15 protein-coding genes are annotated in these 21,118 nt (G+C 68.3%); 5 read left to right on the top strand and 10 right to left on the bottom strand.

The annotated features are described in order from the left end of the window. Positions 1–42 precede the first annotated feature (42 nt). The 3 genes from KF785_04585 to KF785_04595 form a co-directional block, all read right to left on the bottom strand. On the bottom strand, positions 43–2,595 hold the full coding sequence (locus KF785_04585; protein ID MBX3146022.1) for a vitamin B12-dependent ribonucleotide reductase: 2,553 nt from the start codon (positions 2,593–2,595) through the stop codon (positions 43–45). 137 nt (positions 2,596–2,732) lie between these two features. Continuing rightward, on the bottom strand, positions 2,733–4,853 hold the full coding sequence (locus KF785_04590; GenBank protein ID MBX3146023.1) for a GWxTD domain-containing protein: 2,121 nt from the start codon (positions 4,851–4,853) through the stop codon (positions 2,733–2,735). Positions 4,854–4,954: 101 nt separating this feature from the next. Further along, entirely contained in the window at positions 4,955–6,862 is a 1,908-nt protein-coding gene (locus tag KF785_04595; protein ID MBX3146024.1) for an N-acetylmuramoyl-L-alanine amidase, read from the bottom strand. Between the two features lie 119 nt (positions 6,863–6,981). Here KF785_04595 and KF785_04600 point away from each other — a divergent pair, with 119 nt between their 5' ends. From KF785_04600 to KF785_04610, 3 genes are read left to right on the top strand one after another with little or no spacing between them, the layout of a single operon-like run. Then, positions 6,982–8,484, top strand: coding sequence for a serine/threonine protein kinase (locus KF785_04600; GenBank protein ID MBX3146025.1), 1,503 nt, complete (start codon positions 6,982–6,984; stop codon positions 8,482–8,484). After that, positions 8,481–9,539 carry a serine/threonine-protein phosphatase gene (locus KF785_04605; protein ID MBX3146026.1) on the top strand — a complete coding sequence of 353 codons (1,059 nt, stop codon included), beginning with the start codon at positions 8,481–8,483 and terminating at the stop codon, positions 9,537–9,539. Before KF785_04600 ends, KF785_04605 begins: the two co-directional genes overlap by 4 nt. Before the next feature lie 14 nt (positions 9,540–9,553). Next, on the top strand, positions 9,554–10,915 hold the full coding sequence (locus tag KF785_04610) for an FHA domain-containing protein (protein MBX3146027.1): 1,362 nt from the start codon (positions 9,554–9,556) through the stop codon (positions 10,913–10,915). 7 nt (positions 10,916–10,922) lie between these two features. Here KF785_04610 and KF785_04615 read toward each other — a convergent pair whose 3' ends face one another. From KF785_04615 to murQ, 3 genes are read right to left on the bottom strand one after another with little or no spacing between them, the layout of a single operon-like run. After that, positions 10,923–12,356 carry a hypothetical protein gene (locus KF785_04615; protein ID MBX3146028.1) on the bottom strand — a complete coding sequence of 478 codons (1,434 nt, stop codon included), beginning with the start codon at positions 12,354–12,356 and terminating at the stop codon, positions 10,923–10,925. Then, on the bottom strand, positions 12,353–13,459 hold the full coding sequence (locus KF785_04620; protein MBX3146029.1) for an anhydro-N-acetylmuramic acid kinase: 1,107 nt from the start codon (positions 13,457–13,459) through the stop codon (positions 12,353–12,355). Before KF785_04620 ends, KF785_04615 begins: the two co-directional genes overlap by 4 nt. Next, entirely contained in the window at positions 13,456–14,379 is a 924-nt protein-coding gene (gene murQ, locus KF785_04625) for an N-acetylmuramic acid 6-phosphate etherase (protein ID MBX3146030.1), read from the bottom strand. The genes KF785_04620 and murQ overlap by 4 nt, the downstream gene beginning before the upstream one ends. An 84-nt stretch (positions 14,380–14,463) precedes the next feature. Between murQ and ggt the strand changes: the two genes are divergently transcribed. Then, entirely contained in the window at positions 14,464–16,176 is a 1,713-nt protein-coding gene (gene ggt, locus KF785_04630; protein MBX3146031.1) for a gamma-glutamyltransferase, read from the top strand. 73 nt (positions 16,177–16,249) lie between these two features. Here the strand turns inward: ggt and KF785_04635 are convergent, their stop codons facing one another. The 4 genes from KF785_04635 to KF785_04650 all read right to left on the bottom strand — a co-directional run bounded on the left by KF785_04635 (position 16,250) and on the right by KF785_04650 (position 18,873). Beyond that, complete coding sequence (locus KF785_04635) at positions 16,250–17,071, bottom strand: hypothetical protein (GenBank protein ID MBX3146032.1); 822 nt, start codon at positions 17,069–17,071, stop codon at positions 16,250–16,252. Positions 17,072–17,271: 200 nt separating this feature from the next. Beyond that, the gene (locus KF785_04640; GenBank protein MBX3146033.1) at positions 17,272–18,003 is read right to left on the bottom strand and encodes a sulfite exporter TauE/SafE family protein; all 732 of its coding nucleotides are present in this window, start codon (positions 18,001–18,003) and stop codon (positions 17,272–17,274) included. Beyond that, positions 18,000–18,482 carry a transcriptional repressor gene (locus KF785_04645; GenBank protein ID MBX3146034.1) on the bottom strand — a complete coding sequence of 161 codons (483 nt, stop codon included), beginning with the start codon at positions 18,480–18,482 and terminating at the stop codon, positions 18,000–18,002. The genes KF785_04640 and KF785_04645 overlap by 4 nt, the downstream gene beginning before the upstream one ends. Continuing rightward, the gene (locus KF785_04650; protein ID MBX3146035.1) at positions 18,466–18,873 is read right to left on the bottom strand and encodes a hypothetical protein; all 408 of its coding nucleotides are present in this window, start codon (positions 18,871–18,873) and stop codon (positions 18,466–18,468) included. Before KF785_04650 ends, KF785_04645 begins: the two co-directional genes overlap by 17 nt. A gap of 140 nt (positions 18,874–19,013) precedes the next feature. Between KF785_04650 and KF785_04655 the strand changes: the two genes are divergently transcribed. Beyond that, complete coding sequence (locus KF785_04655) at positions 19,014–21,116, top strand: TonB-dependent receptor (GenBank protein MBX3146036.1); 2,103 nt, start codon at positions 19,014–19,016, stop codon at positions 21,114–21,116. Positions 21,117–21,118: the final 2 nt, after the last annotated feature.

Here is a 21,118-nt window from a genome sequence, read left to right on the forward strand (position 1 = left end):
GAATTGGACGGCAGCGGCGCCGCCCCCGCATCTAATCTCCCGTTAGCCGCACTCGCTGAAGCCGCAAACGTGGCACTTGGCGCACCCCTCGGCGTACTCGAGCTGCGAGCTGCAGTCCGGGCACGAGCCCGCCAGCGTTTCCGACATGCCGCCCAGTGTCATCTGCTCGTTGCCGAGGACCACCATAACGGGCGTCGACTCCACCGGAGCCGCAGCCGACGTGCCGGCGAGCAGATCCTGCTGAATCCCCTGCTTCTCGGCCATCCAGCGTTCGAGCGCAATCCCGACCGCATCCGGCACCGACATGACCTTGTTGGCCCCAAGGCCCATGGTGCGGTCGGAGCTGATACCGCGCAGCTGGCGGTGCAGTTCCTTGATCGGAATTCCAGACCGGAGTCCGAGCGAGATGAGGCGACCAAGGGCTTCGACATCCGCCATCAACGCACCGCCGGCCTTGCCCAGGCTCATGAAGACTTCGAAGGGCTGGCCCTTGTCGTCTTCAGTGATGGTCACGTAAAGCGTACCAAGTGGTGTTTCGATTCGGCGCACCGAGCCCTTGAGCAACTCGGGTCGAGAGCGCTTCTGGCGCCGCTGCAGGTTTTCCGACTCGAGTTCGTGCACCAAACGGCGCAGCCGCTCGTTTTCGGAACGAACCTCGGCAATCTCGCCCAGCAGGTCGGCGCCCTCTTCGCGCACCTTGGCGCCGAGATTGACCACCGCCGTCGCCGCCGGCTGCTCCGCCGTGACCAGCACGTCGGCCAAGTCCTGGCGCGCCGCCGCTTTGCCGCTCTTGGTCGCCTCTTCCTGCACCTTCTTGGCGGTCGACCCGGCCGAGAGCACCTGCATGTCGCGGCTGCCGTCGCGGTACACCGTGACACCCTTGCAGCCGAGCTCGAAGGCCATCCGATAGATCTGCGCCACGTCCTCCTCGGTAGCCGTGTTGGCAAAATTCACGGTCTTCGAGATGGCGCTGTCATTGGCCTCCTGGAAGGCCGCCTGCATCCGCACATGCCACTCGGCGGAAATATCGTTGGCGGTGATGAAGACCCGCTGCCACTTTTCCGGCACTTCCGGATGCCGTGCATGGCCCGTTTCCGCGACGCGCTTGATCAGGTCCTCGGAGTACCATCCCTCGCGCCGGGCAATGGCCACGAAGTCTTCATTGACGTCGGGCATCAGCACGCCGGCCTGATTGCGCATGAAGGCCACCGCAAAGAGCGGCTCGATCCCGGAGCTGCAGCCGGCAATGATCGAGATCGTACCCGTGGGCGCCACCGTGGTGACGTTGCAGTTGCGCAGCCGGCGCATCGGCCGAATCCGCTTGCCGCTGGCATCGCGCGCCGCCGTGGCATCGGGGCCCCAGATGCTGCGCTCCCACTCGGCAAACGCGCCCCGCTGACCGGCCAATCGCTCGGACTCGATCTTGGCCTCATTGTCGATGAAACGCTGCACCTTACGACCAAGCTCCACCGCGTCGGCCGAGTCGTAGGGAATCCCGAGCCGTACGAAGACATCGGCCAGACCCATCACGCCGAGACCGATCCGTCGGATCTTCTGCGCCAGCTCGGTAATCTCGGGCAGCGGGTAGTGATTCGCGTCGATCACGTTCTCGAGGAAGTGGGTGCAGAGATGCACCACCCGACGGAGCTGAGCCCAGTCGAGATCGTTGTCGACCACGAACTCGCCGAGGTTGATCGAGCCGAGATTGCAGACGTCATACGGCAGCAGCGGCTGCTCACCGCACGGATTGGTCGCCTCGTAGGCGCCCAGGTGCGGAACCGGGTTGTAATGGTTGGCCCGATCGATGAAGAACACGCCGGGCTCGCCCGTCTTCCAGGCGCCGTGAATGATCCGATCCCAGACGGTCCGCGCATCGAGCCGACCGACCACCGCGCGAGTCTTGGGATGGAGCAGATCGTACGACTCGCCCTTTTCCAGCGCCGCCATGAAGGCGTCGGTGACCGCGACCGAGATATTGAAGTTGGTAATCTTGGTCGTGTCGTCCTTGCAGGTGACGAAGTCCATCACGTCTGGATGATCGACCCGGAGGATGCCCATGTTGGCGCCGCGCCGAGTGCCGCCCTGCTTCACGACGTCGGTCGAGGCATCGAACAACGTCATGAAGGAGACGGGTCCGGAGGCCACACCCATGGTCGAGCGCACGATGTCGTTCTTGGGACGCAGCTTGGAGAAGCTGAAGCCGGTGCCACCGCCCGACTGATGCACCAGCGCCATGGCGGTCAGCGTGTCGTAGATGCCACTCTTGCCGTTGGAGAGCGCATCTTCGACCGGCAGTACGAAGCAAGCGGACAGCTGACCGAGCGGCCGGCCGGCATTCATGAGCGTGGGCGAATTCGGCATGAACAGCCGTTTGGCCATCAGCTCATAAAACGCCTCTGCCAGCGCCTCGACGGCACCATCGGACGCACCATAACCGCGATCGGCGCCCGCAATGGTTGTGGCGACTCGCCAGAACAGGTCTTCAGCCTGCTCACAAGGTACCCCAGACTCGTCTCGAACCAGGTAGCGTTTCTCGAGAACAGTGATCGCATTAGGCGACAGTTGCAGCGGGACCCGTGGCGAGGCAGAACCCATGGGCGTTTCCTCAGAGTTACGAATTGTTGATCGGTGATGGGAGGGACAAGCTAGGCGGATAGTCCGTTCAACACAACCGGGGCGCAACCGTAAGCGAGATGGGAACTAAGGGTATCAACATCACAAATCTGGCAGGGCTACCGGGCCGCCTCGACGACCGCAAATGCGGCCCGGCGCCGAGCGCTCGTCTCTCCCTGCTCCACCAGCAACTCGACTTCATAGCGACCGGCGCGCAGCCCGCGCAGGGGCAGCATCAGTCGGGCACGCGACCCGACTGATTCCCGCCCGGCAACCGGCTGCCAATCCCCGGCATGGGGCCAATTTCGCCAGCGCTCGGTCTTGCCATCCTGCCGGATCGGGCGAACCATCGCGCGCGCCCGCGCGCCCTCCGAGGCAAAGCCGATCAGATCGGCCGACAGCTCGAGCACGGCGCCGCGATCGAAGACCGGATCCGGCTCCGCGACCACCGGGCCGGCGGCGCCCGCAAGCGACCAGACGGCACTCGCGCCAGCCCGGCCCAGCGCCAGTTCCGAGAGCGTTGCCGCCCCCAGACTGCCGACCGCCAACCCCTCGCGACTGACGATGGCACCGCGGTTGCCCGACTCGATTGCCATCCGCGCATTGTAGAACCCCGCGGGCAGCGACAACCCGGCCTGACCTCGCAGCACCTGCCCGCTCGGCCCCGGCTCGCGCACCAGCGACAGCGTCGTATCGAGCGCCCGGACAGCCAGGTTGCGATCGTCCCATGCCACCATGCGAACCCGGACCGGTACCGGCTGATCCCCGGCGGCGACGGAGTCGAGCACAAACGCCTGGATCAGGAAGAGCGCGTCGATCTCCCCGGCATCGGCCCGCCCGGTCAGCGCCGCAATCTGGACGCGCGCAGGCAGGTCACCCTCGAAGCGGAGGGGGTAACGATCCGTCGTCAGGGCGAGGTTCCGGCCCGCCGTGCCAAGATCCCGTTCCTGGCGCTTGAAGACCTCGAGCTGATCCCGCCGCCCGTCCACCGCCGCCTGATAGAACGGAGCGAGCTGCGCCCGCGAGCGAAGCAGCTGATCGGCCAGCGCCGAGTCACGGTCGCCGGCCTCGTCACCAGCCGGCGATCCGGCCGGCAGCCCGCCCGCGACATCGAAGACGCTCTCGACGATCCGATAATTGGTGGTGTCGGCGCCCGCGGTGAAGTGCACGAAGAGGTCGCCCTCCGGACGCCGATAGCGCCAAGACTCGTTGGGCGTCACTCCAGCCACCCGGAGCGTCGCCCGACTGTCGGGGGCCCCATGCCGCACGAAGACACTGACCCGCTGATCGAAGGGATTCCGATAATCACGCAGCGCCTGCGCCAGCCGCCGATAGTGTTCCGGCAAACGCTGTCCGGTGGGGCGCAGATCTTCGCGATCCCGATGAGTCCAAAAGCCTTCGAGAAAAGCCGCGCGCTCGGCGCCAGACACGGCGTCATACCGCGCCAGCTCGTCCGCCGTCGCAATCCAGGCGATGTCCTGACGCAGTTGCGCCACCAGGGCAGCGTCGTCGACCGCCGCGACTTCATAGTAGGTCCGCAGCGCCTCCGGCTCCGCCCGCGTCAGACGAAGGCGAACACCCTCCAGCAGACCTCGAGCCCGGCCACCCGGTACCTCCGCAGCCTCGGCAAACACGGTCAGCGCCGCGGTCGTGTCGCCCAGCAGCGCTTCGACCCGTCCCAGCCCGAGCATGCTCTCCGCGTTGCGAGTCCGCTGCTGCACGGCACGCCGAAACCCGTCGCGCACCACCAGCGCCGAGGGGCGCTGATCGCGCTGGAGCCGATCCCGGGCAATGCCTTCCATCGCGCCGGCCACGCTGGTATCCGCCAGCAACGCCCGACTGAACGCCACGATGGCGCGGTCCCAGGAATCGCGCGACAAGAAGGCCCGCCGACCGACCCGGGTGGTGTCGGCGCCTTCACCCAGCGCCAGTTCAGCCTGCCCCAATCCGAACCAGGCCGCACCCCACTGCGGCGCCAACTGCGTCGCCCACTTGAACTCGGACACGGCCCCGGAGGATTCACCGAGCCGGAGCGCAATCATGCCGAGCCGGACATGCACTGCAGGATTCGAGCGATTCCGCCGAGCGGCGGCGATCAGGGGCTTCTCGAGCGCGCGCAACGCCTCGTTGCCAGAGGCGGCCGCCAGCGAGTCCTGGAAAGCCAGCAGGTCGCGATCACGGGCCGACTGCGAAACGGCCGGAACCGTCGCCACCGCCAGCCACAGACACGAAAGCGGCACGATGGACCGCCATCGGAATCCGACGCCGATCAGACGAGTAAACGGGGAGTTGCCCATAACAAAAGGGAGACGACCGACCGACCGAAACCAGCACATCCGAATCAATCGGCGGAGCGATGACGGAAGTAGTCCTCGAGCCCGGCCTTGAGCGCCCGGGCGTAGCGGCGTCGGCCCTCCTCCGAACGGAGCCAGGCCTCGTGCTCCGGCCACATCATGAACAACCCTTCCGCCAGCACGGCGGGCATCCAGGTCGGGCGCACCACGGCCAGGTCGCCGCGGGCAATGCCGAGATCACGAGTTCCCAACTCCTCGACCAGGCGAGCCTGAATCCGTCGGGCCAGGTCGGCGCTCCGCGGGTGGAAGTAGAACACGCTCGAGCCGTGATTGGGCTCGGGAGGCACACCGTCGGGCAGGGCGTTGCCATGGATCGAGAGCATCAGGTCGGCATCGACGCTGTCGGCGAGACGGACCCGGTCGATCAGCCCGACCGCGCCGGCGCCTCGACGAGTCATGATCACGCGAGCCCCGGCGTCGGTCAGCATCGGCTCCAACAGCAGCGCCACGGCAAGGGTCGCCTCCGCCTCACGAAGGCCGCTCGGGCCAGTGCTGCCACCCGGCGGGTGGCCCGGGTCGACCACGATCAGCCGCCCGGCCAGCGGTCGCGCCCGGTTGACCGCCCGCGGGCGCCGAATCTCCAGCAGCAAATCGTTGCGATCCCAGCGCGCCCGGTACCCGATCAGCGGCGCGTCGAGCTGGAAGCTCAGCTCCACCTCGCTGCCCACCTGGCGCCAGTCGGTCGCCGTGACGAGCGTGTCACCCGGTCCGTGGCGGATCCAAGCCGGATTGCCGCTTGCTCCGTAGAGCCGAAGCGTGAGTCGTCGCGACTCCTCCTCGATCCGGTAGGGCACCCGATAGTCGATCGGGATCCGGATCGAGACCCGGTCCGGCAACGAGGTGACCGTCACGGCATCGACCCGCGCTCGGGCCGCCACCACGGCCGCCGGCTGGGCCAGAGCTTCGGCCAGCGGCACCCACGCCTCGGTCGCGGAACCCAGCCGGATCCGCAGGTCGTCGTTGATCCGCCCCGACAGCTGCGCCAGCGTGCCGGCCGGAAAAAACCAGTGGTAGGTTGCCCCGGGGTGCGCCCGACCGGTGGTGATGCCGTCGCGCGAGGCTGCGCTGGCCCCGCTGTCGTCGAGCCGCACCGCCGCCGGCATCGAGTCGAGCAGCGCGACCGCCAGGGGCCAGTCGACCCGAACCGTATCCCGACCGCGCACCGCCTCGAGCCGGAGCGGACGCACCGGGGTCGGGGTCGCTCGCTCCGCACCGAGGACCGGGCCTAACGAACCGATGGCCAGGCCGCGGACCGCGCCGGCATACCGATCACCCCGGCCCGGGCGACGGAGCCGGGCCGTGTCCCGATCGAAGGCCCGCAGGCCGGCGGGCACCGGGGCCGGCGAGCCCGTTGGGCTCAACAGGATCCGCCGACCGCCCGGCAACACTAGGCTGACGGTGGCGCCTTCGCTGGCCCGAACCGAGAGCGGCAGGGCTTCCTCAGCCGGCCACCAGACCCGCCCCCTCGGCGAGAGCGATTGAGGGTCGATCCAGGGCCCGGTGGCCGGCGGATCGAATCGCTCGGTCCGCTGGACGGTGACGACAGTGGTGGCCCGCTCGCTGCCCCGGCGGGCTTCGATCACCAGCCGCGCGGGGGATTCGGCCGGGTACCGGATCCAGGCAATGAAGGCGCCATTGCGGGTGACCCGGGCAGGCTGGCCATTGACGGTGACCGCGGCGCGTCCGTCCCCCACCGAGCCGAACACGAAGCTCGAGTCCTCGACATCGACGCGATCAGCCTGACTCGGATAGACGAGACGAATGGCCAGCGGCCCGTCGGCAGCAGGCATGGCGGCCCGCTGCCACGCCGCTTCCTGCGCCTGCACCCCGGAGACCAGCATGGCAAGCAGCAGGAAGACCCCCAGGGCGGGGGCTCGGTAACAAGCCGCTGTCATCGCTGCAAGGTACACAGTGACTATGACTTACACCATTGCGCGGTTGACGCTCGGCGCCGTCGCGGCCTAGATTGCCCGGAGGTGACGTTCGATGGCAGCTTCGGGCAACGACGCCAAGGATGATCGTGAAGGTCTGCCCCGTTTGCGGTACCAACTATCCTGACGAGGCGGCATTCTGCGCCCGCGACCGCACCCCCCTCGGTGCGAGCGCTACCGGATTGGTGGGACGGCTGCTCGCCGAGCGCTATCAGATCGAGCGCAAACTGGGCGAGGGCGGGATGGGCGAGGTCTACCTGGCCCGTCACATCCTGATGGGCCGCGCCTCCGCCATCAAAGTGATGAGCGCCACCCTGGGCCGCGACCCCGACGCCATCAATCGCTTCAACCGCGAAGCCACCAACGCCAGCCGGATCGATCACCCCAACGTGTGCGCCGTCTACGACTTCGGCGTCACGCCCGAGGGACAGCTCTTCCTGGCCATGGAGTATCTCGAGGGGCCCACCCTGACGGCGGCCCTGGCCCGCGGTCCGCTCACCCTGGAGCGGGCTGGTGCGCTCCTGACCCAGTGCGCGGCCGGACTGACCGCGGCCCACGAGCTCGGTATCGTCCACCGCGACCTCAAGCCCGACAACATCATGCTGGTCGAGCGCCGAGGACGAGAAACGGCCAAACTGGTCGATTTCGGGATTGCCAAGGCCGGCAGCGCGGATGGATCGCAGCGGGTCACCCGAACCGGCTTCGTGGTCGGGACCCCCGAGTACATGAGCCCTGAGCAGCTGTCGAGCGACGAGATCGACGGTCGCAGCGACCAGTACTCGCTGGCGCTGGTCTTTTGCCGGATGCTGACCGGGGCGCTTCCCTTCACCGCCAGCTCCGCACAGGAAACCCTGGCCAAGCGACTCACCGAGCCTCCCCAGCCGCTGACCACCCTGGCCCCGGATCGGCAGTTTCCGAGCGGGCTCCAGGCGGTGATCAACCGGGCGCTGGCTCGGCAGCCGGGCGAGCGCTATCCGACGGTCGAGGCCTTTGCCGAGGCCGTCAACGCCGCGCTGACGGCCGAGGACCCGGTGGTGCTCCCCCGAACCCGCGTCGTCGCAGGGGTCCGGCACCGGGGCCGGCTGGCGCTCGCGGGAGCTGGCGTGGTGGTAGTCGCTGCCGTGGCCTGGGCGACCCTGCGACCGCCTGGCCAGCCGACCACGCTGGTCGCTGCGGACACCGCCACCGTCGCGCTGACCGCGGTGCCACCTGACAGCGGAGATCTCGGGTCGAACGCTCCGGTGAACAGCGAGGTGGCAACCCCGCCGCCGACGGCGCCACCGCCCCAGGCGACCACCGGGGCAGCCGCCCCCCCGCCGGTTGCAGCGGTCGTGCCTCGTGACGAAGATTTCGACGATGCCCACAGCGACCAGGCTGCCCGGATGGCGCCGCTGGCCAAAGCCATTGCCGACGACGTGAGCCGGCCCAGCGACCTCCGGGCCAACATGGCTTTCAACTACGCGTCCTACCTGGCGACTAGATTCGGGAACAGGCGCGAGGCATACCGGTACTACAAGCTGTCGTGCGACCTGGTGCCGAAACCCAGTTGCCAGGCAGTACTCGCCGATTTCAAGGACACCCCATGAGCGGTCGCAACGCCATCGTGCTCGAGATCGCTGCCCTCACCGATCTGGGTCGGACCCGCGATCACAACGAGGACACCTACCTCGTTGCGGACCTGACCAGGGGCACGACCGACGTGCTCACCAGCAGCCGGGCGGAATTGGGTCCCAAAGGGTCCCTGTTTCTCGTGGCCGACGGGATGGGCGGTGCGGCGGCGGGCGAACTCGCAAGCGCGCTCGCTGCGGATACGATCTTCGAAACGCTGCGCGCCTCCTGGACCTCTGAGGGGGCAGCAGAACCCGACGCCTTTGCCAGGCAAATCAAGGCCGCGGTCGAGGCGGCCAACGATCGGATCCACCGCTACGCCGCCGAGCACCAGGAATCGCGCGGGATGGGCACCACGGCAACGGTCGTCGGAGTGCTCGGAAACCGGCTGCACCTGGCGCAGGTGGGCGACAGCCGCGCCTATCTCGTTCGCGACGGTCGGGCGGTCCAGCTCACCAAGGACCAATCCTTGATCCAGCGCCTGATCGACGCCGGCGAGCTGACCGAAGACCAGGCCGCCCAGAGCGAACGGCGCAACATTATTCTGCAGGCCCTGGGGCCCGACGCGCGAATTCGCGTCGACGTGACCTATCAGGACATTGCCAGCGGCGACATCCTGATCCTCTGTTCCGATGGTCTGTCCGGTCAGGTCACCCGTGATGAGATCGGTCGACTGGCGGCGGAAACACCAGTCCTGGCCGACCTGCCCGGCCAGCTCGTGGCCCTTGCCAACGAGCGCGGCGGACCCGACAACATCACGGTCGTGGCGGTCCGCTTCGAAGGCGCCGGGCTGCCGGCGCCAGCGGCGGCGGACGACCTGGGCTACCATGCGCACCCGTCGATCGACAGCTCCGACGAGCAGCCGGTCCAGATCCTCGCGACTCCGGTGAACACCGACGCGGTCATCGCGACCGACGAGGAGGAGACGCCTCCGATCCGTCGGACGCGGCGGACCGGCTCGCCCGCGATGATGGCAGCCATCGGTGTCGCCATCCTGCTGGGCCTGCTCGCCATCTTCCTGCTCGTCGCCTGACGCGCTGAACCTCCATGTACGCTCAATTCCGATACCGCGGCGGCCCCCGGGCCGGCGAGGTCACCGTCGTTGGCAACGATTTCGTGACCATCGGGCGCCATCCGGCGTCCGACCTGGCCTTCGACCCGGAACGCGACCTCGAAGTGTCAGTCCGCCACGCTGCCGTCTTCAAGCAAGGCGGATCCTTTCTGATCCGCGACCTGGCATCGAGCAACGGCACCTTCCGCAACGGTAAACGAATCCGCGGCGACCAGCCGATCGAGCCCGGGGACGTGCTGCGCTTCGGTCCTTCGGGCCCGGAGGTCGAGTTCTCGATCGCCACCTCGTACGCACCAACCAGGTCAGACGTCCCGGCCATCGACCAGACCCCGACCGAGATTTTCGGCCCCCGAACCGGCACGGCCCAACGGGTTCAACGCGAAGTGGTGAGGCAGACCCGACCGTGGAAGGCGCTTGCGCTGGCTGCGGTGGCGCTGGCAGTGATTGCGGCCGGCATCGGCGGCTGGCAGCTCTATCGGACCCGCACCGAGTTGACTGCGCAGCGCACCGAGCTGATGGGCCGAATCGACCAGTTGCTGGCCCGCCTCGACCAGGGCCGCCCCGCCGATGCCGGAGTCCGCGCCGCACTGGCGGAGGCCCGACACGAGGTCGATCAGCTCAAGACGGCGGTGACAGCGCAGGCGTCGAGTGCGGCGGCGCTCGATACGCTGTCCCGTGCCGTGGTGAGGGTGGCCGAGCGACCCGAGCGGGTCCTGGCTGCCGCGACTCTGGATCCGGCCAGCGCGAGTGGTCGGCATCGCGCTGCCGTTGCCGTGATTGCCGCCGAGTCGCCCGCCGGTCGGGCGGTATCGGGAACCGGGTTTGCAGTTCGGAGCACGGCCGACACCGTCTGGCTGGCGACCGCCCGTCATCTCGTTCGCGACGCCGCGGGTGTTGTCGCGGCGCGCATCGCGGTGATCTTCGACGGGTCAGCCCAGGCATTTCGTGGTGCGATTGCCGGGGTGCATGACAGCGCCGACGTCGCCATCGTCCGCGCCGTGATCCGCGGCGGCGCCGGAGCGGCGGTAACCCTGGCCGATCGCGTCGCCGTGGGCGATGCGGTGGCGCTCTATGGCTATCCGTTCGGGCTCGATTCCCTGGGAGACTGGCGCCAGTCGGGCGTCCGGGGACGCAGCTCGGTGGGCACGGTCGCGGAAACGCGGGCAGGCGGGTTCGACATCGACGGCTACGGTACCTACGGATCGAGCGGCAGCCCGGTCTTCACGCCGGACGGCCAGGTCGTCGGTCTCGTCTCCGGCCGTGCGGAGGAGGCGGGCCGCCTGGTCGTGGTGCCGGCCGCGGCCATTCGCCGGGCGCTCGACCGACCCCGCCCTTGAGGCCGTTTCAGCCGCCAAGCTGATCGATCAACCAGGCAGCGACCGCCTCCTGCATCAACCGCTGCCGGTGCCACGCCTGAACCACGGGCGCGCCTTCCGGAATCGCATCTCGGAGCCTTGGGTGACCGAACAGCACCACGAGATCGGCTCCGGGCACCTCCGCAGCCAGCAGAGTCCGACTCCGGTCTCCAAAACCGCCGCGGCCCTTCGACGCCCGGGGCTCGGCAAACGCGAGCACGACCCGGCTGCCCCCGATGCCAAGCGGAACGTGCTGCCGAGCCAGCGCCCGAGACACGTAGTTACTCGGTGAGGCGGGAAACGCGCCGTCGACGTCATCGTCCACCACGACGAGTTCGATCGGCGTGCGCAGGGGCACAGGCGGCGCCTCAGTGAGCAGGCGGCGGGCCAGGTCCGCGGCGAAACCCGCATCCGCCGCATCAGGTCCCTTCGAGTAGGGCACCGCCGGCAACTCGAATCGGCTGCTGGCCCGATCCAGCGCATAGGCGTACCGCGCCAGCGCCGCTTCGACCGCGCGGGCAAACTCCGGGTCAAGTGCCGCCGCACCCTCGAGCGCGGCAATCGTCGCCGAGACATCGGCCGGGTACAGCAGCACGTCGACACCTGCCGAGACGGCCTCGACGGCGGCACGCGCGGCGCCGATCCCGCCCGCAAAGCCTTCCATGACCAGGGCGTCCGTCACCACCAGCCCATCGAACCCCATCGGACCGCGGAGCCGTTCCAGAATCGGGCGCGAGCGGGTGGCTGGCGTTCCGGACGGATCGAGGGCCGGAAACGCCACATGTGCCGTCATCACGGCATCCGCACCGGCCGCGATGGCGGCACGAAACGGAACCAGGTCGGTCGCTGCCAGCTCCGCATCTGACGCGGCCACGACCGGCATCCGCTGATGCGAATCGTGGACGGTCCGACCGTGCCCCGGGAAATGCTTGACGGCCGTGAGCGCTCCGCCGGCGCGGGCCCCGTCGATCCAGGCGGCCACCAGCTGCGCGACCCGGTCGGGGGCCGCTCCGAACGAACGAGTCTGCACGATCGGGTTGGCCGGTTCGAGATCGAGATCGGCCACCGGCGCCAGCACCCAGTTGATCCCGACCGAGCGGGCGGACCGAGCGGTGATCAGTCCGGCCTGGCGGACGGCCCCGAGGTCGTCCAAGGTCGCGAGCGCGGCGGGCGGCGGCAACTCGGCCAGGCCCTCGACCTGCTGACCCGCACCCCGCTCGAGATCCGCCGCAATCAACAGCGGACGACCGGCCAGCCGGGTCACCCGGTCGACCAGCGCAAGCACCTGCGGCGCTGTACCTCCGAAAACGATGAAACCACCGACGCCCGCCGCAATCGCGCCATCGATGGCTGCGTACTCGTGCTCGAAGCCGGTATCCTCGTGCCAGCGAACGGCTGGTATCACCAGTCGCGCGGCTTTCATGCGGGGGTCACCATACCCAGGACACGAGACCCGCGGGCTCCGGTGGCTCGGGGCAGATTGCCCGGCTGACCATGAATCGTAAGGTAGCCGAGCAGCGCAAAAGCCACGGCTTCCTTGGCATCGCCCGAGAAGAACAGCGCATCGAACCGCTGCAGCTGCCGCCCATGCGCAGCCAGCCCCTGCTCCAGCGCCGAGAACAGGCCGGGATGGTGGCAGCCGCCCCCGGAAACGACCACCTCCCGCGCGGCTGGAACCCAGCGGGCGATGGCGTCCGCAATGCTTCGGGCCGTAAGCGCCACCGCAGTGGCCACACCATCCGGACCCGGACGCGCCTGATGGATGCGGCGCGCGTACTCGCTGCCGAACAGCTCTCGCCCGGTGCTCTTGGGCGGCGGGGCGCTGAAGAACGGATCGGCGAGCAATGAGGCGAGGAGCGTTTCATCGACCGCACCGCGTGCCGCCAACCCACCATCGACATCGTACGGCAGGCTCGGATCGACCAGGCGCGCGACCGCATCGATCAGCGCGACGCCAGGCCCGGTGTCGAAGGCGAAGGCACCCTCGTCCTCGGCCCGGTGGGGTACATATGTCAGGTTGGCCATGCCACCCAGGTTGAGGAGTACCCTGGGCTGCTCCCCGCCAAAGAGCAGCACGTCAGCCATGGGCACCAGCGGCGCACCTTGCCCGCCTGCCGCGACATCGCGCGTCCGGAAGTTGCTGACCACCCGGACGCCGAAGGTCTCGGCGAGCAGGGCCGGTTCGCCCAGCTGCCAGGTAACCGCCGGAGGTTCATGCCAGATCGTCTGGCCGTGGAAGGCAATCAAGTCGAGCTCGCTTGCCTTGCAGTGGGCCAGCGCCAGAACCTGCTGTACCGCCTCGACCGCCCAGGCCCCGATGGCCGCGTGCAGCAGCGCCAGCTCCCGGGTGGTTCCGGCCGCCATGCCGTGCTCCAGCTGGCGCCGGTAGTCCGCGGTGTAAGGCAGGTGCGCAAAAGCCACCAGCTCGGCACGGGTGGGGCCGCTGAACCGGACCAGCGCGGCGTCCATGCCGTCGAGAGAGGTCCCCGACATCAGCCCGACGGCAAGGGTCGGTCGTTCGGTCATGCGTCCCTCACAGGTGGGGGCGGTCCGATCAGCGCTCGGACCCGGTTATCGACCTCAGCCAGCCGAGCCATCGCCTCGGCGTGGGTCGCTCCAGTGCGGACCATCACGATTGCCGCGCGGACGCTGCCGCCGGCGGCGTCGATGGCACGACGCGCCTCGCTTCGTGCCACGCCGGTCACTTCCATCACGATCCGCTCGCTCCGGTCCACCAGCTTGCTGTTCCAGGCCTGCAGATCGACCATCAGGTTGCCGTATGTCTTCCCGAGCCGGACCATCGCAGCCGTCGTCAGGGTGTTGAGGATCAGCTTGGTTGCCGTCCCTGCCTTCATGCGGGTCGACCCCGTGACCACCTCCGGACCGGTCCGCACCACGATGGGAACGTCACAGACAGCCAGAACGTCAGCAGGCAGCTCCGCACACGCCACCATTGCCGTGCGCGCACCGAGCGAGCGAGCCCGCGTCAGGGCACCGCGAACGTAGGGCGTGCCCCCGCTTGCCGCGATCCCGACCACGGTGTCCGCGGGACCGACGCGGTGCTCGTCGATGATCCGCGCCCCGGCCTCCGCATCGTCCTCCGCTCCTTCGGCGGCGCGCGTCAGGGCCGGCAGTCCACCCGCGATGATACCGATCACCATGCCCGGAGCGACCCCGAACGTCGGCGGGCACTCCGAGGCGTCGAGCACGCCGAGCCGGCCGCTGGTTCCGGCCCCGACGTACAGCAGCCGCCCGCCGGCCCGAAACGAGGCCTCGATCAGCTCGACCGTCCGGGCAATCTCCTTACGGGCGCCGGCCACGAGCCCCGGAATCGTTGCGTCCTCGGCGTTGATCAGGTCGACCAGGGCCAGCGGATCGGCTGTATCGATATCGATGGTGCGCGGGTTCCGCCGCTCGGTCAACCGCAACTGCTGGCCATCGGCCATGAGGAATCCCCGTGAGGTCAGGTTAATTTTGTCGGGTTGAGCCAGACTTAGGCAACTCTCGAAAGGGCCCCCGTGACGCGTCTCGTGACGACTCTCATTGCCGCTGCGCTGATCCAGGCGTGCCAGCTCCCCGGACAATCCACCACCGCCGCGGCGCCCGCCATCGATTCGACCTGGGCGCTTCGCGACAGCGCCCGAGTCACCGAGGGCAGCCGCGCAATCGTCGTGTCCGGCAATCCGATTGCCAGCGATGTCGGCAAAGCCATCCTGCAGCGCGGCGGCAACGCAATCGATGCGGCGGTTGCGGTCGGATTTGCGCTCCAGGTGGTGCACCCCGAGGCCGGCAATATCGGTGGGGGCGGATTCATGGTGATCCGGCTCGCGGATGGCAGCGTGCATTCGATCGACTACCGCGAGAAGGCGCCCGCCAAGGCCACCCGCAACATGTATGTCGGCCCCGATGGCAATCCGACGCGGGCCAGCTGGACCGGTCACCTTGCGGCCGGCGTCCCCGGCGCCGTGGCCGGCATGGCGGAGGCGCACAAGCGGTTCGGAAAACTGCCCTGGGCCGATGTCATCGCTCCCGCGATTCAGTTGGCCAGCGATGGCTTCCTCGTCGACGAGTACCGGTCGCGCACCATCGGAAGCGACTCGAGCCGCCTGGTCCGCTTCAGGGCATCCGCGGCGCAGTACCTCCCGGGTGGTCGGCCGCCGCAGCCCGGCACCGTCTGGAAGCAGCCCGATCTCGCCAAAACGCTGAGCGCCATCCAGGCCAACGGTCCCGCAGGATTCTACAGCGGCCCGGTCGCCGACCTGATCGTTGCAGAAATGCGTCGGGGCGGCGGCCTGATCACCAAGGAAGACCTCGCAGGGTACGAGGCCAAGTGGCGCGACCCGCTCTCCTTCAAGTACCGGGGCCACACAGTCTACTCGATGCCGCCAGCCTCGTCCGGCGGTGTCACCCTGGCGCTGATCCTCAACATCCTGGAAGGCTTCGATCCGCTGCCGCCCTTCGGCTCTGCCGCCCTGCTCCATCGCCAGGCCGAAGCCATGCGGCGCGCCTTCGCCGAGCGCAACGCATCGCTCGGCGACCCCGATTTCGTCCAGAATCCGATTGCCCGGATGACCAGCAAGGATCACGCGGCGAGCCGTCGCGCGGAAATCAATCCGGAACGCGCCACCCCGACCACCGATCTGACGCCGATTGCCGACGAGTCGACCGAAACGACGCACTACTCGGTTGTCGACCAGGATGGCAACGCCGTCAGCACCACGACGACGCTCAACGGCAGCTTCGGCAGCGCCGTCACGGTTACCGGGGCCGGCTTCCTGCTCAACAATGAGATGGACGACTTTACCACGGCGCCCGGCAAACCCAACAGCTACGGGCTGGTCCAGGGCGAAGCCAACGCCATCGTGCCCGGCAAGCGAATGCTCTCGGCCATGACGCCCAGCATCGTGCTCGACCCCGATGGCAAGCTGCTGATGGTCGTCGGCACTCCGGGCGGGCCGACCATCATCACCCAGGTCTTCCACATTATTTCCAACGTGATTGACCACAAGATGGACCTGCCGACCGCGCTCGCCATGCCGCGGTTGCATCACCAATCCCTGCCGGATCAGATCGCGCTCGAACGCGGCGGCTTTCAGGCCGAGACGATTGCCGAGCTCGAGCGAATGGGGCACAAGGTCACCTTCCGGAACTATATGGGAGACGTCGAAGCGATCATTCGGACGCCAACTGGCTGGCTCGGAGCGAGTGATCCGCGACGGGGCGGCGGCGGGGCCGGCTACTGAGCGGCCGGGGTAAACGAAACGGGGCAGGCGCTGATCGGCGCCTGCCCCGTTCGCTTGACGAGCAGAGAATCCGTCAGCCGGCCTTCGCTTCGAAGGTGCTGCGCAGCCGGAGCGAGATCCGCGCTCCGCTGGCAACCACCACGTCGCGATCCGCCGAGTTGACCGCGACCGCGGTGCCGGCAGCGGCGCCGATGACGCCACCCACAACCGTGCCCTTCTTGTTGCCGCCGACAACTCGACCAACGATCGCACCGGCCGCCGCACCGGCCCCGACCTTGGCCGCATCGCCCGCTTGGACGCCGCGACCCTTGAGCTCATAGCTCACGCTGGTCGTCACACCATCGATGTCGTATGTCTCGCCCCCGAACGCCACCTGGGTCGCGCGGAGCGACACCTTACCCGAATCCGACTTGTTCTCGGAAACGGCCAGCTCGGAGATGACCAGTGTCACGGTCGCGCCGGCCGGGATGACCACGCGTCCGGCGTCGTCCGTCACGTCATTCGGAACATTGGCGGTGACGGTCTGCCCGACCTTGTGGGTTTTGGTCGAGAACTCGACAGCCGAGGTGAGCGCCACGTTGGTGCCCGACGCCACACTCCGAGTCGCCGGCGCGGCTGGCGGTGCCGGCGTCGGGGCCGGGGCCGGGGCCGGGGCCGGCTGGGCCGCCGGGGGATTCGGCCGCGGAGCCGCCGGACGCGACGGCGCAGGCGCGGGTGCCGGCGTCACGGTCTCGGCCGGCGTTTCAGGCCGGGGCGCATCGTCGAGCACTGCGGTTGAGTCGACCGGGGCCAGGGAGAGGTCTCGACCCGGCTCCTGCTGGTTGGCCCGATCGCCCCTGCCGCAGGCAGCGATCAGGACGAGCAGCGCTGTTCCGACAATCTCTTTGGATCTCATTCGTCCCTCCGTAATGAATCGACCTGTCAACCTGTCTGCTGAGCGTCCGGCGGCCGCAGCCGCCCTCAGCCTGGAGGTCGGCCCGTCGGACCGGTGCTCCCCCGGCTCTGCGCTCATGATACCTATGGAGACGCCCGAGCCGGGGCTGATCGCACTCCAGCGTTGCAATATAGGGCCGTCGGGGCCTTGCCCCGTCCCTCTTACATGAAACGGAGCAGGAAGTCCGGAGTGAGCCGCTGCAGGTAGCCCGCGAGACGAGTGAACTGGCCTGAGGCGATCAAGAGACCGACGATGACGAGGAGCGCGCCACTGAGTCGCTGCACCACGTGCAGATGACGCCGAAATCGCTGGAACCAGTCGAGGAACGACTCGACCGCGAAGGCCGCCACGAGAAACGGCACGGCGAGGCCCGCCGAGTAGGCGACCAGCAACCAGACTCCCCGGCTGAGATCGGCCTCGGTGGCGGCCAGGCTCAGGATGCCGCCGAGAATCGGCCCGATACAAGGACTCCAGCCGGCGCCGAACGCCATGCCGACCAGCACGGAACCCAGGAATCCGACCGGCTTGCGATCGAGCTGGACCCGGTGCTCCTGCGAGAGGAACCCCAATTTGATCACGCCGAGACAGTAGAGCCCGAAGAGGATGATCAGGACCCCGCCGGCGCGCATGATGACGTCTTTGTAGATCCGGAGCGACGCACCAAGCGCGGTGGCGCTGGCGCCCAGCAGCACAAAGATGATGGAAAAGCCGAGCACGAACAGGGTGGCGTGAATCATCGCCAGACGGCGACGCTTCCCGATTTCCTCGAGCGTGAACCCGGTAATGAAGCCGAGGTATGACGGCACCAGCGGAAGCACGCAAGGCGAGAGGAAACTGAGGATCCCCCCGAAAAACGCGACCAGGGGTCCCAGGCTGCCCGACGACTCGGTCATCGTGCCGGCAGCGCCCCGAGTCCGCTCAGATCACCGCTTCGGCACTGCTCGCAGACTCCGTGGATCTCGACCCGATGCCGCTCGTACTGAAACCGGTGCTCGTCCGCGGTGATGCGCAGCATGCGCTCGAGTCGTTCGTTGCTGAACTCGACTACGGCTCCGCAACGCCGGCACACCAGGTGCGCATGTTCGTTGGCTTCGCGGGCGGGCTCGTAACGCTTGTAGCCTTCGCCGAAATCGCGCTCCCGGACCAGCCCGCTCTTGACCAGCGCGTCGACGGTTCGATAGAGGGTTGCCATGCCGACGTGCTCACCGCGTTCGACCAGGCGGCGGCGCAGCAACTCGACAGAAGGATGGTCATCGCTCGACAGGAGCACTTCAGCCACCGTGACCCGCTGACGGGTCACCGGCAACCGACGATCTCGCAGGTAGCGGCGGAATCGCTCGACCAACGCGCTGCTTTCAGCTCGCGTCAGCAACGGCCTCGACCTCCTCCGGAGCCGGCGGGAACCACTGCTCGAGCGGGATCGCAGTCGGCGGCTCCTCGTCGTCCGAGCGCTTCGGTACCAGCGCCAGAAGCTCGGCCAGTGCCTCGATCGGCCCGCTCCCGACCTCCTCGATGGCGGACTCGAACTGTCCGCGGGTCTTACCCTTGACCGTCAGGGCGTACCGCGCCGTGTAGATCCGGCGCCGGTCGCCGTCGATTCGCGACAGGATGGCCGTACCAAAATCCCGCTGCTGATGGCGGATGGTCCGAAACACCCAGAGGCCGTCGAGTTCAGAGACCGGAAGGCCGAGCCGAATTGCCTCCACCAGCCGGGTCCAGCCTTCGCCGACGCCAGGGCCGGTTGCAGTCACACCAGGAGCCATGTTCCCACTGATCATTCAAGGACGAGCGCGCGGGTTGCAACCTGCTCCACCACGCGTGAGGCGGGCGAGTACCCGAGGTATTCCATCGGGAGAAAATAGGCCCTCCCCCGACCCCGTATCAAGCACGCTATCTTGCCCGCATGGTCGGATTGACAGCTTTCTTTGCCGGGCTCGTGCTGGCGGGTCCGGTTCGGATTCAGCCTCCCCCGGTCGAGGCCCCTGATACGCTGCGCCCAGCCCGGCTCGCCCCGGTCGAGGTGCAGGTGACCCGAACCTCTGAACGGTCGCTGCACGTGCCCGCCACCGTCTTCGTGGTCGACAGCGCCACGCTTCGGAGTGCCCAACTGCAGCACGGGCTCGACGAGGTGCTCGGCCGCGTTCCCGGAGTCTATGTCGCCAACCGGTTCAACCCGTCACTGGATCAGCGACTGGCCATTCGGGGCGCCGGGGCCCGGGCCAACTTCGGCGTCCGCGGCGTCAAAGTCCTCCTGGATGGCATGCCACTCACCCTCCCTGACGGCCAGACTCAGTTGTCCAATCTCGACCTCGGGCTGGTCGATCGGATCGAAGTCCTCCTCGGGGCCGCGTCGGCCATGTACGGCAATGCCGGCGGCGGTGTGGTCGCGTTCGAGTCGGCCCTGCCCACCGAGCGATGGTCGGGACGGGTCCGAGCCGGCGGAGGCAGTTTCGGCACCAGTCGGATTGCCGGTCAGCTCGCCGGAAGCGCCGACGCCTGGAGCGGATCGGCGGCCCTGTCACGCTACGCCTCGAGCGGGGTGCGACAGCAGAGTACTAGCAGCGCCACCCAACTCACCCTGACCGGCAACCGCGTCCTCGATGCTCGCTGGCTGCTCAAGGCGCGCTACTACTACGCCGACAGCCCCGAAGCTCAGAACCCCGGGGCGCTGACGCTCGCCGAGCTGCGCGCCAACCGTGACAGTGCCGCCGGCAACAACATTCTGCGCGGCGCCGATAAAGCGGTCCGGCAGCACCAGGCCGGCATCATCCTGACCCACGACAACGGTCGGGGCCGGCGGGCCGATCTGACGGTCTTCGGGCTGACCCGGGACCTGGACAACCCGCTCGCCACGGCGCCCCCGGGCCCGGCGGGGCCGACGGTCGGCACCTTCAGCGCCATTGACCGGGTGGCCGGCGGCATCCGATTGTCCGGCCAGCAGGCCATCGATCAACGTGGCACTCGACTCGGCTTCGGCATCGACCTGCAATCGATGCGTGACGACCGGACCAACCGCCGGTCTCGCGGAGGAGCTCCCACCGACACGATCGTAGCCGATCAGCGTGAGACGGCCACCGAATTCGGTCCATATCTCCTGCTCCATCTCGAGCCGGCGGCCGGGCTGACGGTCTCGACCGCAACCCGCTACGACCGGGTCGCCTTCCGCGTGGCCGATCGGCACCTCGCCGACGGAGTCGATCAGTCGGGCCGGAACGTGATGGGCGCCTTCAGCGGCAGTGTCGGAGCCAGCTACGCCCTCTCGGCCGGGCTGGTAGGCTATGCCACGGTTGCCAGCGCCTTCGAAACCCCGACCACCACGGAACTGGTCAATCAGGCCAACGGCACCATCGGCTTCAATCGCGACCTGGGACCCCAGCGCACGCTGAGCACGGAGGCGGGGCTCCGCACCAGTGGCACGATCGCGGCGCACCTTGCGGTCTATCGCTCCGCAGTTCGCGACGCATTGGTTCAGGCCCGTGAACAGGACGGGCGCGCCTATTTCGAGAACGCCGCCCGGCTGACGATCCGCGGTCTGGAAATCGGGGCGGCCTGGCAGCCGGCGCCATGGCTTGCCGCGCAGCTCAGCTACAGCCACACCGACGCCCGCTTCAGTCGCTACCTGCTGCGCGACGGCGCGACGCAGGTCTCACTCGACGGCAATCTGGTCCCGGGCATTCCGCGCCACCTTTTCCGTGGTGTCCTGACTGCCAACGCGGGGCCCCTCCTGGTCGAATGGGATCAGCAGCTCACCTCGCAGATCTACGCCGACGACCGCAACACGCTCGCTGCGGATGGCTGGGGTCTGGGCATTACATCGATCCGGCTGCGGGCGGCAGCCGGCGCCGGGGGCGGGCTCGGCATGGCGCCGTTCGTGGGCGTTTCCAACCTCTGGAACCGCCGCTATGTGGCTTCGGTGACCGTCAACGGTTTCGGCGGCCGCGTCTACGAGCCGGCGCCGGGGCGCTGGTTCTATGCAGGCCTGGAGGCGTCGCTGAGACCACGCTGACG

The sequence above is a fragment of the Gemmatimonadales bacterium genome (assembly GCA_019637315.1).
GTDB lineage: Bacteria > Gemmatimonadota > Gemmatimonadetes > Gemmatimonadales > GWC2-71-9 > SHZU01.